The organism is Nocardia ignorata NBRC 108230 (assembly GCF_001612905.1).
Lineage (GTDB): Bacteria > Actinomycetota > Actinomycetes > Mycobacteriales > Mycobacteriaceae > Nocardia > Nocardia ignorata.
Genome location: NZ_BDBI01000040.1, coordinates 39,493 through 53,998, shown reverse-complemented (window position 1 = coordinate 53,998; position 14,506 = coordinate 39,493). Strand labels below are relative to the sequence as shown.

At 64.6% G+C, this 14,506-nt stretch carries 17 protein-coding genes; 11 read left to right on the top strand and 6 right to left on the bottom strand.

Annotated features, from left to right (window positions below; all coding sequences use genetic code 11):
* Positions 1 to 109: 109 nt before the first annotated feature.
* From NI2_RS28670 to NI2_RS28640, 7 genes are all read left to right on the top strand, one after another.
* The gene (locus NI2_RS28670; RefSeq protein ID WP_067497148.1) at positions 110 to 499 is read left to right on the top strand and encodes a hypothetical protein; all 390 of its coding nucleotides are present in this window, start codon (positions 110 to 112) and stop codon (positions 497 to 499) included.
* Positions 496 to 993, top strand: a complete 498-nt coding sequence (locus NI2_RS34180; protein WP_133733876.1) for a hypothetical protein — start codon at positions 496 to 498, stop codon at positions 991 to 993. The genes NI2_RS28670 and NI2_RS34180 overlap by 4 nt, the downstream gene beginning before the upstream one ends.
* A gap of 634 nt (positions 994 to 1,627) precedes the next feature.
* On the top strand, positions 1,628 to 2,122 hold the full coding sequence (locus NI2_RS28655) for an LppU/SCO3897 family protein (protein ID WP_067497142.1): 495 nt from the start codon (positions 1,628 to 1,630) through the stop codon (positions 2,120 to 2,122).
* A gap of 29 nt (positions 2,123 to 2,151) precedes the next feature.
* Positions 2,152 to 2,550, top strand: coding sequence for a hypothetical protein (locus NI2_RS28650; protein WP_067497140.1), 399 nt, complete (start codon positions 2,152 to 2,154; stop codon positions 2,548 to 2,550).
* A 247-nt stretch (positions 2,551 to 2,797) separates the two neighbouring features.
* The gene (locus NI2_RS28645; RefSeq protein ID WP_067497139.1) at positions 2,798 to 3,079 is read left to right on the top strand and encodes a hypothetical protein; all 282 of its coding nucleotides are present in this window, start codon (positions 2,798 to 2,800) and stop codon (positions 3,077 to 3,079) included.
* 188 nt (positions 3,080 to 3,267) lie between these two features.
* Entirely contained in the window at positions 3,268 to 3,534 is a 267-nt protein-coding gene (locus tag NI2_RS34175) for a hypothetical protein (RefSeq protein WP_133733875.1), read from the top strand.
* A 239-nt stretch (positions 3,535 to 3,773) separates the two neighbouring features.
* Positions 3,774 to 4,226 (top strand): HD domain-containing protein, encoded by a 453-nt coding sequence (locus NI2_RS28640; RefSeq protein WP_243749781.1) that lies wholly within the window; start codon positions 3,774 to 3,776, stop codon positions 4,224 to 4,226.
* 24 nt (positions 4,227 to 4,250) lie between these two features.
* On the opposite strand, the gene NI2_RS28635 is transcribed toward NI2_RS28640, so the two are convergent.
* Complete coding sequence (locus NI2_RS28635; protein WP_067497138.1) at positions 4,251 to 4,835, bottom strand: cysteine hydrolase family protein; 585 nt, start codon at positions 4,833 to 4,835, stop codon at positions 4,251 to 4,253.
* Between the two features lie 79 nt (positions 4,836 to 4,914).
* Here NI2_RS28635 and NI2_RS28630 point away from each other — a divergent pair, with 79 nt between their 5' ends.
* Positions 4,915 to 5,892, top strand: coding sequence for a GlxA family transcriptional regulator (locus tag NI2_RS28630; RefSeq protein ID WP_243749780.1), 978 nt, complete (start codon positions 4,915 to 4,917; stop codon positions 5,890 to 5,892).
* A gap of 272 nt (positions 5,893 to 6,164) precedes the next feature.
* Positions 6,165 to 6,503: a hypothetical protein gene (locus NI2_RS28625; protein WP_067497136.1), complete on the top strand. Its 339-nt coding sequence runs from the start codon at positions 6,165 to 6,167 to the stop codon at positions 6,501 to 6,503.
* Between the two features lie 259 nt (positions 6,504 to 6,762).
* On the opposite strand, the gene NI2_RS28620 is transcribed toward NI2_RS28625, so the two are convergent.
* The 3 genes from NI2_RS28620 to NI2_RS28610 all read right to left on the bottom strand — a co-directional run bounded on the left by NI2_RS28620 (position 6,763) and on the right by NI2_RS28610 (position 10,053).
* On the bottom strand, positions 6,763 to 7,476 hold the full coding sequence (locus NI2_RS28620; protein ID WP_067497135.1) for an MmyB family transcriptional regulator: 714 nt from the start codon (positions 7,474 to 7,476) through the stop codon (positions 6,763 to 6,765).
* Between the two features lie 118 nt (positions 7,477 to 7,594).
* Positions 7,595 to 8,836, bottom strand: a complete 1,242-nt coding sequence (locus NI2_RS28615) for an SGNH/GDSL hydrolase family protein (protein WP_067497132.1) — start codon at positions 8,834 to 8,836, stop codon at positions 7,595 to 7,597.
* A 26-nt stretch (positions 8,837 to 8,862) separates the two neighbouring features.
* Complete coding sequence (locus tag NI2_RS28610) at positions 8,863 to 10,053, bottom strand: MFS transporter (protein ID WP_067497130.1); 1,191 nt, start codon at positions 10,051 to 10,053, stop codon at positions 8,863 to 8,865.
* Positions 10,054 to 10,206: 153 nt separating this feature from the next.
* On the opposite strand from NI2_RS28610, the gene NI2_RS28605 reads away from it, so the two are divergent.
* Positions 10,207 to 11,106, top strand: a complete 900-nt coding sequence (locus tag NI2_RS28605) for a LysR family transcriptional regulator (RefSeq protein WP_067497129.1) — start codon at positions 10,207 to 10,209, stop codon at positions 11,104 to 11,106.
* A 16-nt stretch (positions 11,107 to 11,122) separates the two neighbouring features.
* On the opposite strand, the gene NI2_RS28600 is transcribed toward NI2_RS28605, so the two are convergent.
* Positions 11,123 to 11,689 carry a Uma2 family endonuclease gene (locus tag NI2_RS28600; protein WP_067497128.1) on the bottom strand — a complete coding sequence of 189 codons (567 nt, stop codon included), beginning with the start codon at positions 11,687 to 11,689 and terminating at the stop codon, positions 11,123 to 11,125.
* 131 nt (positions 11,690 to 11,820) lie between these two features.
* Positions 11,821 to 13,656: an acyl-CoA dehydrogenase gene (locus NI2_RS28595; protein ID WP_067497127.1), complete on the bottom strand. Its 1,836-nt coding sequence runs from the start codon at positions 13,654 to 13,656 to the stop codon at positions 11,821 to 11,823.
* Positions 13,657 to 13,889: 233 nt separating this feature from the next.
* Here NI2_RS28595 and NI2_RS28590 point away from each other — a divergent pair, with 233 nt between their 5' ends.
* Positions 13,890 to 14,483 carry an alpha/beta hydrolase family protein gene (locus NI2_RS28590; protein ID WP_067497124.1) on the top strand — a complete coding sequence of 198 codons (594 nt, stop codon included), beginning with the start codon at positions 13,890 to 13,892 and terminating at the stop codon, positions 14,481 to 14,483.
* Positions 14,484 to 14,506: the final 23 nt, after the last annotated feature.

The following is a 14,506-nucleotide window of genomic DNA, read 5'->3' as shown; positions in this document are numbered from 1 at the left end:
GACCATCTGCGCCAAATGCCCCGTCCCCCGACGGGGCATTTGCCGTACCTGGCGGAGCACCAGGAGGGAAGTGGCCCGCAATGCGAACGTGGAAAGGAATCCGTAGATCGTGGTCGATGAGGCTACTCGAATCGGGCCCGAGGAAATCGGCTTCGTCCTCGACTGCATCTTCAGTCAAGCTATCGACGGCCCCGAATTGAGCCAGTGGGCGCTCGCGGTCGTCCTTGCGAACGAAGTCGAAGACTTGCCCGAGTACATCTACGATCTTCTCAACTTCCAGGGCAACGCCGGTGCGGCTGCCGACGTAGTCGGTAGGCTCAGCAGCGCCGATGCAGGTGAGGATGTATTGAAGGCTCTGATCGGCATCGCCTACGTTCGCGGGGTAGAAGTTTACGATCCCCCGATAACTAGGAGGCGGGCTGCCGTGGCGCTCCGGAACCGACCGGACGTTCTCACTAAGTTCAAGAATGTTTTTCCATTCATCTCACTGCCGTCATGAGTTGGCTGGACATCGATGGTCACGTTGTCGTTGCGCAGTTCAGATCAGATCTCGTCGAGGACGATAATGGGACGAATGATGGACATCGACTTCCACTTCGCGAGTCCGGTGGACCCAATAGAATTGGTCAGGTCTGTGTTGAGCTCAGCATCACGATCAGATCCAACGACTCGGTCAGGTACAAGTTGTCTGACGACAGCGACTGGAAAATCGGTTCCTCAGAGGGTATGAATTTGATTCTATCGGCGATCCAGGAGCGCAGCGAAGCGGGAATGACCGTCGGAGTCGACATATACTTCCAAGATTCGTCGCTGGCGGCGTCTGTGCTCATCCCACCGGCCTCGACGGAAGTCTACTTTGTGCTGTCGAACGAACGCGCGTTGATCGAGCACACGGATTTCGCGGACTTCATCTGGTATCTGCGCCGCCTTATTCGCCCTATTGCCGAACTCGGTATGACCGGATACGAATGCCACGATTTCTACCCGCGCTGATACGAACTGACCACGGCCTCCTACGCTCGATCGGGTCCGTGGATTCCTCCTGGCTCATGTTGCGAATTGCGAAGGGTTCGATGAGCAGCGGGCGAGCCTGCGACTCCGCGCTGGAAGCAGCAACCGCACCGTCGAACGTGACGCGGAGGGAATCGAAACCCTACTCAATGAGAAGCAGCCTCCCGGAACCTTGCCCTGGACGGTCGCGCTCCACGGGAAGCGGGTGCTGGAGGACGAAACCTCGGATGCCGCCGCAGCTGATTGGTTGCGCGAGACCGCTGTCCTCATCCGCGACGTCGTCGGCGAGCTCAGTAGCTCGATGCTTACATGCCGAATATTCCTCTGCCACAGCGCTATTCGGAGACAACCCAAATAGTTCAATGCTACGATCGCCGGTTGCCCGCGTACGAGCGGGCTCGAGCGAGACTTAGGGGTAGGCGTGTCGACGCCAGGAGACATTCGGTCGGTGCAGGCCGACTTCAGTACGGCCAATGGGATCTATTGCAGTGTCTGTGGCGCTACGCCCGCGGTGCGCACGTCGATTCGGTCGCATCGTGGGTTCGTGTGGTATATGCGGTTTATCACCGAGCCGGGCCCCTTCTGCCGGGATTGTGGGACGGCGACGTATCGGCGAATGACTGTCGAGAGCGCATTGCTCGGGTGGTACGGGTTGATCTCGCTGGTGGCGAACCCGGTGATCATGTTGCAGAACATCGGCGCGGCAAAGCAAGTGCGACGGTTGCCCACGCCGATTCCCGGCGCTCCCCGCGCATCACTCGGCATGGGCAAGCCGCTGTGGCGTAGAGCAGGAATGCTCGGGTTGCTCATCCCGGTGATACTCGTGCCCTCGCTCGTCCTCATCCAGGCGACTGTCGAGGAGCGATCGGCAAGCAGCGCCGAGGTCGGCGATTGCGTGGTGAACCACAACGGCAATCGGACCGAAGACGACAATCCGAATGTCGAGAAGATCGCCTGCTCCGACCCACGCGCAATCGGACGAGTAATCGCGAAGGTCAAGGGCAGCAATGGACACTCGGACTACGCCGACAGTTACCTGTGCGTCGGCCACCCGTCCACCGAGTTCTTTTACACCACAGACGATTTCACCCTCTGCCTGGTGACGCCGTAATGGGTGTCTCTAGTCGGATTAACCGCCTCATGTGGAGAGATCCTCGTGCCGAGGAACAGTTACGAGACATCGCGCTCGTCATCACAGAGGCGTACGGCCTGAAGTATGTGGACGCACGTAGCCGTGTCGACGACCGGTTCGTCGGGATGCGTATCGTCGGCGACCACGGGATCTATCAGATAACCGATGCAGAGTGGGCTCACAACATCATGTTCGGCCGTGATGCCCGGCGCGACGGCGATGTTGATCCTTCGATCCTACCCGGGCCGGGCAAATGGCGGGTCGTGCTGAACTCGTGCTGGCTGTGGCAATGCTTCTGCTGGTATCAGCGGTGGTGGCGAAATGCCAGAATGCTGATGCGCGCTGGGCACTTTCCGCTGATGTGGCCCAGGGTCGTGTGGCGCCGATTGAGCGGTCGGCATCCCTGACACCTCGCTCGGCACCCGGCCTCAATAGCCCGCAAAACTGTTGTGGCACAACGCATTCAGTACTCGCGATGCGCATCTACAGTTACGTTGCTGCGGTAGCATCACCGCTCAGTAATGTTGTCTACCGATGAGCCGAACTTTGTGATGTGGATCCCGGGAAGTTCCGCCAGTCTGCCGATCATGATCCACGAGATTCCGATGAAGGGTACGTTAGATGGCTAGTTTTCCTCTCGATATGCAAGCAGTTATGGACAAGGAGATCGGGCTGCTGGCTTTAGCGGAAATGTATGAAGATGACATGTCTGCGGATCTCGTGATCACTGTTGACGGCGGCCGGTACAGTGTTACATTGCGCTCGAGTACTCAGCCGATCATATTGCCTGATGCTGAATTGCTGACGTCGGCAGGGAAGTTGGTATCACTTCATGGCAAATATGGCACGCGCTTGCAATCTGTCGCCTATCGCTATGAAAAGGATTCGATCGGGTCGTGGGATTGGTCGGTTGTATTCGAATATGATCGGCGGTAGCAGCGGTTGTTCGGAGCAGTATTGAATTCGCAGCGATGGCTGAAATGTGAGCGCCAACTGTTCTGGCAATCTCGTGATAGTTATCCCGATCGGTCTACCGGATGACTGACGGATCGTACGACAGCGAATGGTATTCTGCCATACCTCATATCAGGCGAGTGTATTGGCCGATATTCACCATCCACTCCGTGGAATACGTTGGTGAGATGTGGCGCTACGGTCCGGAACTGTGCCTCGCTATTGCCAAGAATTCAGAGTACAGCCGAATGGTTCGTGAAGCGCTGGAATTTGTTATTTCGCGTGGCACTTCTCGTGGCGAGTGGTTCAATCGGACGCACACGTGGTTTCGGCGACAAGAGGACTTGGACGAGTATCTCCGCGCCTTTTTCGAATACGTGTTCGGTGATCGTGCCGAGCCCATCTATATTTCGGATGATGATGATATTCCAGATTGATATTCCAGGTCAGGTCGACCCGATCTCGAAATCGACGACGGCACAGCTGAGTCTCGGCCTGATTCGGAGATCGGACGGACTCGGGGCGACGACCGAGGCGGATCGGAGTGAACCACATTCTGCTACAACATGCTTTGACTGACCTTGGGCTCAGACCGCTGCCCCAGCCAGCCGAGGTTCTCCTCCGAAACCTCATAGCTCCACCTCGTCTGGCCGCTCATCTGCGCGCGGTTCACGATGTGGCGTGGGAGCTCGCCGACTGGGTCGACAGGCATCACGAAGATCTGCGATTCGACAGGGAAGCTGTGCTGTTCGGCGCGGCAACACATGACATCGGCAAGATTCTTCATCCAGACGAGTTGTCCGGGCCGGGCTCGGCCCACGAGCAGGCCGGATACGAACTCCTTGTGGCGCAAGGCTTTGCCGAGGAATCGGCGCGCTTCGCGTGGACCCACGGCTCGTGGACCGCGCCCGAGGTGCGGATGGAGGACCTGCTCGTCAGCTTGGCGGACAAGGTGTGGAAGGCGAAGCGCGTTCCTGAACTCGAGGAGTTGGTGGTGCGGCACCTGGTCGTCGCTGATGGCCGGGAATCTTGGCAGGTATTCATGGCACTCGATGACGAACTCGACCGGATCGCCGCCGATGCCGACCGGAGACTCGCATTCCAGGCACGCTATCCGGTCAGTGCATGACCTCGCGTCGTGCGATCTGACGGGTTATCCGACGGTGAGGTCGGACGGGGTCGGGACAACCACTCCGTAGATGTCGCCGATGGTGGCGAGAGCGCTGGCGTGGAGTTGGGAAGCGGTGACTTCGGCGAGGGGGCGGGTGGCGCAGGCGTTGGCTACGACGGTGGGCTTGTTGCCGCGGAGGAAGGCGCCTTCGGTGGTGAAGGTGACGCACATGTGGGTCATGAAGCCGGCGATGACGACGGATTCGTTGCCTGCGGCGTCGACCAGGTCGCCGAGTTCGGTGTCGACGAAGGAGTTGGGGAAGGACTTCACCACGACGGCTTCGTCGGCGGTGGGGGTGAGCTTCGGATGGATCCGGCCGATGTCGGTGGTGATGTCGTAGGGACTGCCCTCGCCGCTGTTGTGCATCACGTGGATGACGGTGGTGCCTGCTTGCCGGGCCTGCTCGAGCAGGTCGGCGGCGGCGTCGATGGCCTGCTCCCAGCCGGTCAGTTCCATGACACCGCGGGTGTAGGTGTTCTGGTAGTCGACCAGGATCAGGGTCGAGGTGGCGAGGGCGGCGGGGGTTTCGTCGAGGCCGCTGAGCTGGCGCAGGGTTGTGGAGGTCATGGGCTCCACGCTATGGCCGGGCAGCGATGTCTGCAATGTCATGTAACCTGCAGATTCGGACATCGGCAGGAGGTGGATAGTGGGACGGCTCATTGTGGTGGTGCTGTTCGAGGGGGTCGACCTGCTCGACGTGACGGGGCCGCCCGAGGTGTTCTCGCTGCTGCAGCGGGAGATGGACGAGCCGACCGGCTACGAAGTGGTGCTGGCCGCCGAGACGATGGATCCCGTCACGACCTCGGCGGGTGTCCGGGTGCTGCCCGACGTGACGTTCGACGGGTTGGCCGGGCGCCGGATCGACACGATCGTCGTGCCGGGCGCGGTCGAGACCGATGAACGGCGACAAGTTCGCGCGGTCGTGGAACCCGTTGTGGTAGAGGCTGTTTCGATGATGGCGACCGGTGCACGCCGGGTGGCTTCGGTGTGTGTCGGGGCGCATGTGCTCGCGGCGGCGGGGTTGCTCGACGGCAAGCGCGCCACCACGCACTGGTCGACCGCGCACCAACTCGCCGCCGAGCATCCGGCGGTGCGGGTCGATGCCGATCCGATCTATATCCGCGACGACAATGTGTGGACCGGTGCGGGGCTCACCGCCTGTCTCGATCTCACGCTGGCCCTGGTCGCCGACGACTTCGGTGAGGAACTCGCGCTGCGCGTCGCCCGTCAGCTGGTGATGTTCCTGAAGCGGCCGAGCGGGCAGAGCCAGTTCAGTGTTTCGCTCGAGCCGGTCTCCACCACCCGTCGCATCGACGAGCTGCGGCACTACATCGCGGGCAATATCGCCCGACCACTCACGGTGACCGAGCTGGCCGAACAAGCACATGTGAGTGAACGCCAGCTCACGCGGATTTTCCGCACCGAGCTCGGGATGACGCCTGCCGCCTATATCGAGGCGGCGCGAGTGGAGGTCGCGCGGCAACGGCTCGAGACGAGCGACGAAACACTGCAGCGCATCGCGGCCACCTGTGGGTTCAATACCGTCGACACGCTGGCGCGCGCCTTTCGCCGACGGCTCGACACCACGCCTGCGGAGTACCGGAATCGGTTCCGCATCGGGTGATCACTAAGCTGTCGACTTTACGGTGAATTGCTGAGTAACAAGGGGTTTCGGGTGTTCGGTATCGCGGAAGAATGGCCGACGTGGCCGGTTACGACAATGCTGTGGGCGATGACGGGTCTGATACGCCTGCTGACCAGCGGTTCGGGCGCCTGAGCAAACACTCGGCAGCCGTCTTGCCCCCCTTTCAGACGTCTGCCGCGCGAGCCTGACGCGGTGTTAGACATCATGTGCGGCGGAAATTCGCCGCAAATCTGAAAGATGAGGGGTTCACAATGGCAAAGATTCGTGCATTCGGTGTGGCGATGGTCGCGGCGGCTGGCATGTCGATGATGGGCATGGGGGTCGCGGCCGCCGAGGAACCGGCCACCGGGTCGTCGGAACTGCTGAGCGGGCTCACCTCGGGCACCGCGGAGACCGAGCCGGTCGCGGAGGAGCCGGCGGGCTCGCTCGAGGGCCTTGACCTGGCGGCCCTGCTCGCCCTGCTGAGCAGCGGCTCGGGCGAGGCCGAGACCGTGGCGGAGGAGCCCGCCACCGGTTCTGCCGAAGGTCTGGATCTGGCCGCGCTGCTCGCGCTGCTGAGCAGCGGCACCGCCGAGACGCCTGCCGAGTAACAGCCCCTGGACCGGGTGCGAACGCACCGACGGGACCGGCCGTCGGTGCAGATGAGTTCTTCTCACGTTCATCCGAATTATGTGCTGCGTAATTCGGCGCTGATAAGAAGTGACTATTCGTCTAGAAGGAGAAGCATGTTCGACACCCTGGTCCAGATCCTGCCCTTGCTCGCCGCCTTCGCCTCCGGGTCGGCCGGCTGAGCATCGAGGCAGTGCAACGCGGCGCCCGTCGGATTTCGGCGGGCGCCGTTTTGTGTATTTACCGCGACGGGATCATCCGGTACAGCCACCACGGGCGGGTGGGGAAGGCCGGGTCGTAGATGCGCAGCAGGTAGCGGCGTTCGACACCGGTGGTGCGGTCGCGCACCCGCACATGCCGCCGGGCGACATCTTGCGGCCGGATCTCGCTGGCCCACACCGCATCCCAATCAGGTGAGACGGCACAGGCGGTCGTGATCGCGGTGACGCGCTGGGCGGGAGCCAGCGGCGACAGCATGCGGAAGGCGTGCACGAGCACCTGCGCTTCGGTGGTCCAGTCGAGTAGGGCCTTCTTGGCGGCCGGGTTCAGGAACATCCATTCGAGCAGGTTCACCCCGGCGCCGGTGCCGGGGAAGATGCGCTGGTACTCGGCGTTCGCGGCGAGCAGGTCCATGGTGGGGAAGCGCTGGTAGCAGGCCGGATGGGTGAGACTGCCGAGATCGGCGAGATCCTCGGTCGAAGGTGCCGTCGGCGCGGTGCCGGTATCGACCGACGGCAGACCCAGCACGAGAATGTGCTTTCGGTACCAAGGCGGCACATCGAGACTGTCGAAAAGCCGTTGCAGCATCGCGGTATTGGGTACCAGCGCCCCGGTCTCGATCTGCGTGACCAGCAGCGGCGCCATCTGCGCCCGCGCCGCGAGCTCCGCCCGCGCCAACCCCGCCGCCAACCGCCGCTCGCGCAAATACACACTGAGCGCAGAACTTTCAGCCATCCCAACCCCCGAGCCTCACCCCGACGACGGTAAAACCAAGAGTACGCCGCAAAGATCACCCGGAAACAACGAAACGGCCCGGAGCTCGAAAGCTCCGGGCCGTGCGGGAGAGACGAACCTAGAGGGTGTTCAGGTCGATTGCGGCGGCCATCGCTCGGTAGCCCGCGGCGTTCGGGTGTTTGTGGTCGCCGGAGTCGAAGGCGGGGTCGAGGCGTTCCGGGTCGGCCGGGTCGGCGACGGCGGTGTTGAAGTCGGCGACGGCATCGAATTCGCCGCTGGTGCGGATCCATTCGTTCAGCGCACGCAGTTTCGCGGCGGACGTGGGGGTGTAGTACTCGGCGCCCTTCATCGGCAGGAGTGTTCCGCCGATGACGCGCAGCCCGGCTCGGTGGGCGCGGGCGATCATGTCGCGGTAGCCCGCGATCAGCTGTTCGACAGTGACGACCGGGTTGGGCTTGTAGGTCGGCAGGTCGACCTCCGAGAAGCCGATATCGTTCAGTCCGCCGAGCATGACGACAGTGCTGGCACCGTCGTGGGCGAGGACGTCACGATCGAAGCGGCGCAAGGCGCTCTCGCCGTACCAGGGCGAATCGCTGATGATGGTGTTGCCGCCGATGCCCGCGTTGAGGACGGGGCGGGGGGTGCCGGCGGCGGCGAGACGGTCGGCCAAGGCGTCGGGGTAGCGGTTGTTGCCGTCGTTGTCGGAGCCGAAACCGTCGGTGATCGAGTCGCCGAACGCGATGACCGCGCCTGCCGGGGCGCCGCCGCTCATCTGCACGCTCGACAGGTAGTACCAGGAGTGCGTTGTCTCGGTGAAAGCGGTCGCGGCGGCGTCGGTGGCGTGGTTGCCGGGCGCGCGGTAGGACGTCGCGTAACCCTGGGCGTGGAAGGTGGCCGGCCCGGTGGGTTCGGCGAGATACAGGGTGACCGTCGCGAATTCGAGTGGTGCCAGGTGCAATTCGGCGGGTTCGCTGGTCAGTTCGGCGCCCGGAGCGACGGTGGTGGTTTCGCTGCCGGCGAAGCGAAGGGGGCGCAGCGTGTCCTGATGGACGCGAGCCCCGGAATCGGTGCGGGCGATCGTGGCCGAGGCGATGCGCAGATCGGTGCGGCCGAAGCGGTTGGAGAGGGTGATCCGGGCGGAATCACCGCCGGTGGTGACCCGGACGACCTGCCGGAGTGTGTGCTGGGCGAAACCGTCGAGCGACCAGTTCGGCTCGAAACCGGTGCTCGGCTGCTGCATCGGCACCGACCAGGCGGTGCTCGCGGTGTCGGCGGGGGCGGCCTGGGTGCTGGTGCAGGCCGCGGTGAGGGTGGCGGTGATCGCGATGGCGGCGGTCATCATCTTCTTCCAGACGTGCATGGGTTCGTCGATTCTCGGTAGTCGGTCTAGCCGCGGCGCTCGAGCGCGCGGGCGAACAGGGTGGTGAGCAGGGCGGCGGCGGCCAGAGCCGCGCCGATCCAGGCGGGCGCGGTGAGGCCGAACCCGGAGTCGATGGCGGTGGCGCCGAGCCAGGAGGCCACGGCGATGCCGATATTGAAGGCGGAGATGTTGGCGGCCGAGCCGAGCGCCGATTCGCCGCCCGCGGTGTCGAGTACGCGCATCTGGACGGCGGGGACGATGGCGAAACCGGTCGCGCCGAGCGCGAGGATGCTGACGGCCGCGCCGATCGGGTGCCCGGCGACTACCGCGAAGATCATCAGCACCACGGTCAGTGCGGCGAGCGCGCCGATCAGCGTAGGCAGCAGGGCGCGGTCGGCCAGCCGGCCGCCGACGATATTGCCCGCGAACAAGCCGACGCCGAAAACGACGAGCAGCCACGGGACGGCACCGTCGGGCAGGCCGGTCACCTCGGTCAGGATCGGTTCGAAGAAGGTGAACGCCGCGAAGACGGCACCGAATCCGAGCGCGGTGATCGACAGCGCCAGCCACACCTGCGGGCGAGCGAACACAGCCAATTGCTCTGTCAGCGAGATGGATTCGCCGCGTGGCTGGTGCGGGACCAGCATGAGGACGGCGAGCAGCGCGGCCACTCCGACGGCGGTCACAGCCCAGAACGTCGACCGCCAGCCGAATGCCTGGCCGAGCGCCGTGCCCAGCGGCACACCGGCGACATTGGCGAGGGTGAGCCCGGTGAACATGGTGGCGATGGCGGCCGCCCGGCGGTCGGGTGCCACCAGGCTCGCGGCCACCACGGAACCGATGCCGAAGAACGCGCCGTGGGTGAGCGCGGCGACGATCCGACCGGTGAGCAGCAGTCCATAGGTGGGTGCCAGTGCCGAGAGGAGATTGCCCGCGATGAAGAGGCCCATGAGTGTCGCGAGCATGGTTTTGCGTGGGACTCGCGAGCCCAGCGCGGTCATCAGCGGGGCGCCGACGGCGACGCCCGCGGCATAGCCGGACACCAGCAGGCCCGCGGTCGGGACGGAGATGGACAGGTCGTCGCCGATCACGCCGAGCAGTCCGACGATGACGAATTCGGTGAGGCCGATTCCGAAGGCGCCAAGCGCAAGCGCGCCGAGGGCGAGGGTCGGCCGGTCGGTCCCCGCGCGGGGCGGGGCGGTCAGTGTCGTGGTCATGTGAGTGTGCAACTCCCTTAGTGGGAAAATTGTTCCGTTAAGGCCATTCGTGTCGGTACCCGGACGTACGGTTTCGAATGGAGTGATTTCAGACTGCCGGTCGCGTTCACGTGCATCAACGGCCGTCGCCGACATGGTCGATTAGCGGGAGTTATGGAACGGCAGGAGATCGAGATCTTCCTGGCTCTATGCGAGGAACTGCACTTCGGACGGGCCGCCGAACGGCTGTATCTGACGCAGGCGCGGGTCAGCCAAACCATCAAGAAGCTCGAACGGCACTTCGGCGCACAGCTTTTCGAACGCACCAGCCGCCAGGTGCGGCTCACGCCGGTCGGCCGGATGCTGCGCGACGACCTGCTCCCGATCCGCGCGCAACTGAACCGGGCCATCGAACGCGCGCAGGCGGCGGCACGCAGCGTAGAAGGGACACTGCGCGTGGGCTACCTCGGCGGGTTGGCGGCAAGCCTGCTGGTCGACACCGTCCTGGAGTTCCGCAACCGTCATCCCGAATGCGAGGTACACGCCCGCGAGGTCCACCTGGGCGATGTCTTCGGCCCCCTGCGCCGCGACGAACTCGACCTGGTCATCAGCCACTCCCCGGTCGGCGAAAACGACCTGGTCGCCGGGCCGGAGCTGCTCACCGAACCCACGGGTCTCGTCGTCCCACGTAACCATCCACTCGCCCGCAACAGTGCCATCGACAGCACCGCCCCGAGCATCGAGGTGATCGCCATCGGCGGCCCGGCCGGCGCGTACTGGCATCGGTACCTCGACGAGACTTGGCATTTCAGTCCGGCGGGCCAGAACGGGGCACAGACCTTCGAGGACGTACTGACCGCCATCGCCTTCGGCACCGGGGTCCACCCGGCCGGAGCCCATGCCGAGCGGCACTATCCCCGTCGCGGGACGGTGTATGTGCCGTTCAGCGACGGCCGCGGCCACGTGTGGCGCCCGGTATGGATGCCGGGTGCGGAATCGGCGCGACTACGCGCGTTCGTACAGATGCTGCTCGAGACAGTCACCCAGCAAGGTGCGGAACACTACTTCAGCTAGGGTGGGTAGTTTCGGCTCAAAGCCGACCGAGGTCGACCTCGACCGGGAAAGGCGCTGCGGCGCGGATGATTCCGGTGTGGACGTCGCCGTCGCGGTAGGACCGAGTGGCGGGGTCGAGAACGTAGGTATAGGTGAGGGGGAGCCCTGTCGGGGCCTGTTCGACGCGCCAGTAGAAGGCGATTCCCGCTTTGGCGTACTGATCGACCTTGACGATCCGATCGGTTGTCTCCGAGCCGGGCGAGACGATCTCCGCCACCAACAGCACGTGTTCAGGGCGGGTCGGGGAGATGTCGAGGGTTTCGGCGCGATAGACGACGACGTCGGGGCGCCGATTGGTGAGGGGGACATCCTGGAGGCGGACGTCGAAGTCGGTGTCGGCGTTCCAGTCGGGGCCCGCGGCGGCGTCCAGCGCGTTCGCGAGAACGCGGGCGAGCCGGTTGTGCCGCTTGGTCGCGCTCGGGCCCACGACCACCATCCCGTCGACGATCTCGACACCTGCACACTGCTCCTCGGTCCAGGAGTCGTATTCCGCTGCGGCGATCTGTCGATGCATCCACGCCGGGGTGACGGCTTCGATGGTCATGACACCGCTCCTCCCGGACGTTCTCGGGTCGGACTGATTTCCGCCGACCCAGTCTACAAGCCGTACGCCACGAGGCCCCGGAGTCGGGGGACTTCCGGGGCCTCGTATGGCAGTGATTATCCGAGCACGGCTCAGAAGGCGGCTTCGTCCAGCTCCATGATGTCGTTGTCCAGCGTGGTGAGGATCTGACGGGTGGCGGTCAGCTCCGGCAGGACGTTGCGGGCGAAGAACTGGGCCGAGGCGACCTTGCCGGTGTAGAACGGCACGTCGGAGCCGGTGGCGCCGTTGTCGAGGGCGGCCAGGGCGATCTCGGCCTGGTTCAGCAGCATCCAGCCGATGAACAGGTCGCCGACGGCCATCAGGAAGCGGACCGAACCAAGGCCGACCTTGTACAGCTCGGACGGCTGCTCCTGGGCACCCATCAGGTGACCGGTCAGGGTGGCGGCCATGGCCTGCACGTCCTCGAGCGCGGTGGCGAGCAGCTTGCGCTCACCCTTGAGGCGCTCGTTGGCGTTGTCGGCGTCCAGGAACTTCTGGATCTGGCCCGCCACGTGGGCCAGGGCCACACCGCGGTCGCGGGCGATCTTGCGGAAGAAGAAGTCCTGCGCCTGGATGGCGGTGGTGCCCTCGTACAGCGAGTCGATCTTCGCGTCGCGGATGTACTGCTCGATCGGGTAGTCCTGCAGGAAGCCGGAGCCTCCGAAGGTCTGCAGCGAATCGGTCAGGTACTGGTAGGCGCGCTCGGAACCGACACCCTTGACGATCGGGAGCAGCAGGTCGTTCACGCGGAACGCGACGTCCTTGTCGGCACCCGAGACGGCTTCGGCGATCTCCGGGTTCTGGTGGGCGGCGGTGTAGAGGTAGATGGCACGCAGGCCCTCGGCGTAGGCCTTCTGCATGGCCAGCGCGCGACGCACGTCCGGGTGGTGGGTGATGGTCACACGCGGCGCGGTCTTGTCGGTCATCTGGGTGAGGTCGGCACCCTGCACGCGGGTCTTGGCGTACTCGAGCGCGTTCAGGTAACCGGTCGACAGGGTCGCGATGGCCTTGGTGCCCACCATCATTCGCGCGTTCTCGATGACGTCGAACATCTGGGCGATGCCGTTGTGCACCTCGCCGACCAGCCAGCCCTTGGCGGGCACGCCGTGGCCACCGAAGGTGAGTTCACAGGTGGCCGAGGCCTTGATGCCCATCTTGTGCTCGACGTTGGTGACGAACACGCCGTTGCGGTCGCCGAAGGTCTCGGTCTCGAAGTCGAAGTGGGTCTTCGGGACGTAGAACAGCGACAGGCCCTTGGTGCCCGGTCCGGCGCCCTCGGGGCGGGCCAGCACCAGGTGCATGATGTTCTCGAACATGTCGTCGGAGTCGGCCGAGGTGATGAAGCGCTTCACGCCCTCGATGTGCCAGGAGCCGTCCTCCTGCTTGATCGCCTTGGTGCGGCCGGCGCCGACGTCGGAGCCCGCGTCGGGCTCGGTCAGCACCATGGTGGCGCCCCAGTTGCGGTCGGCGATCTTCTTCGCCCATTCCTTCTGCTCATCGGTGCCGTTGTTGTAGAACACCTGAGCGAAGCCCGCGCCTGCGGCGTACATCTGGATCGGCGGGTTGGCGCCGAGCACCATCTCGGCCAGCGCCCAGCCGATGACGGACGGAGCACCGAGGCCACCGAGCTCCTCGCGCAGCGGAACCTTGACCCACTCGCCGTCCTCGAGCGCCTTGTAGGACTTCTTGAAGGACTCGGGGATGGTGACGGTGTGGGTGTTCGGGTCGAAGACCGGCGGGTTGCGGTCGGCGTCGGCGAACGAGTCGGCCAGCGGGCCCTCGGCCAGGCGGCGGACCTCGGAGAGCATTTCCTTGACGGTGTCGGTGTCCAGGTCGCCGAAGGCGCCCGCGTCGAGCACCTTGCCGACGCCGAGAACCTCGAAGAGGTTGAACTCGAGGTCGCGAACGTTTGCCTTGTAGTGGCCCATGTGAGTACTCACTCTCCGTTGAGTTCTGGTGCGGTCGGTTGTGTGCCGTTCCCGCCCGTCAGGTCGTCCACCGGGTAGCTGACCGGTTTTCCGCATGCTACTCGCGGGTAACTTATCGACCATATTACCGATGGGTAAGGCTCTCGGCAAAGGGGTTCGCACGCAATGTGACGTGAAAAACACGCGCGCGTGCCGAGACGTTGCTCGCGGCGACCGCGGGGCTACCGTGAGGTGTGCGCATCGAGACGTCAGCCGGACCGGCCGAGATCGAGCTCGACGAGGTGGCCGACCCGGCATTCCTGCTGGTGATGACCCATGGGGCGGGCGGCGGCGTCGATGCGAAAGACATTCTCACTGTGCGCGATTCGGCCCTCGCCGCCGGTGCCGCGGTAGCCCGTGTGGTGCAGCCGTACCGGGTTGCCGGGCGGCGGGCGCCGGGCAACGCGGTGGCCCAGGACCAGGCATGGGTCGAGATCGTCACGGCGTTGCGCGATCGATTCCCCGGTGTGTCGCTTGTGCAGGGCGGCCGGAGCAATGGTGCGCGGGTGGCGTGCCGGACCGCCGTCGAACTGGGTGCGCGCGGGGTGATCGCCCTGTCTTTCCCGTTGCACCCGCCCGGAAAGCCCGAGAAGTCCCGGCGCGACGAGCTGGTGTCGGTGGGCGACGCGCAGGTGGTCGTCATCAACGGTGGCAGCGACCCGTTCGGGATCCCCGACCCGGCCGATGCCGCCGAGGTGCGCGTCATTCCCAAACAACCTCACTCCTTCCGCACCGGATTCGACGTGATCGCGGCGACAGTGCAACCGTGGTTCGGCCGGTGGAGTTAGGCTTTCGGCACATCGGACCAGGT

Coding starts and splice junctions, on each gene's coding strand:
- NI2_RS34180 (WP_133733876.1), top strand. CDS start 496: ATGAGTTGGCTGGACATCGATGGTCACGTTGTCGTTGCGCAGTTCAGA.
- NI2_RS28655 (WP_067497142.1), top strand. CDS start 1,628: ATGACTGTCGAGAGCGCATTGCTCGGGTGGTACGGGTTGATCTCGCTG.
- NI2_RS28650 (WP_067497140.1), top strand. CDS start 2,152: ATGTGGAGAGATCCTCGTGCCGAGGAACAGTTACGAGACATCGCGCTC.
- NI2_RS28645 (WP_067497139.1), top strand. CDS start 2,798: ATGGACAAGGAGATCGGGCTGCTGGCTTTAGCGGAAATGTATGAAGAT.
- NI2_RS28635 (WP_067497138.1), bottom strand. CDS start 4,835: ATGACCTCCACAACCCTGCGCCAGCTCAGCGGCCTCGACGAAACCCCC.
- NI2_RS28625 (WP_067497136.1), top strand. CDS start 6,165: ATGGCAAAGATTCGTGCATTCGGTGTGGCGATGGTCGCGGCGGCTGGC.
- NI2_RS28620 (WP_067497135.1), bottom strand. CDS start 7,476: ATGGCTGAAAGTTCTGCGCTCAGTGTGTATTTGCGCGAGCGGCGGTTG.
- NI2_RS28615 (WP_067497132.1), bottom strand. CDS start 8,836: ATGCACGTCTGGAAGAAGATGATGACCGCCGCCATCGCGATCACCGCC.
- NI2_RS28610 (WP_067497130.1), bottom strand. CDS start 10,053: ATGACCACGACACTGACCGCCCCGCCCCGCGCGGGGACCGACCGGCCG.
- NI2_RS28605 (WP_067497129.1), top strand. CDS start 10,207: ATGGAACGGCAGGAGATCGAGATCTTCCTGGCTCTATGCGAGGAACTG.
- NI2_RS28600 (WP_067497128.1), bottom strand. CDS start 11,689: ATGACCATCGAAGCCGTCACCCCGGCGTGGATGCATCGACAGATCGCC.
- NI2_RS28595 (WP_067497127.1), bottom strand. CDS start 13,656: ATGGGCCACTACAAGGCAAACGTTCGCGACCTCGAGTTCAACCTCTTC.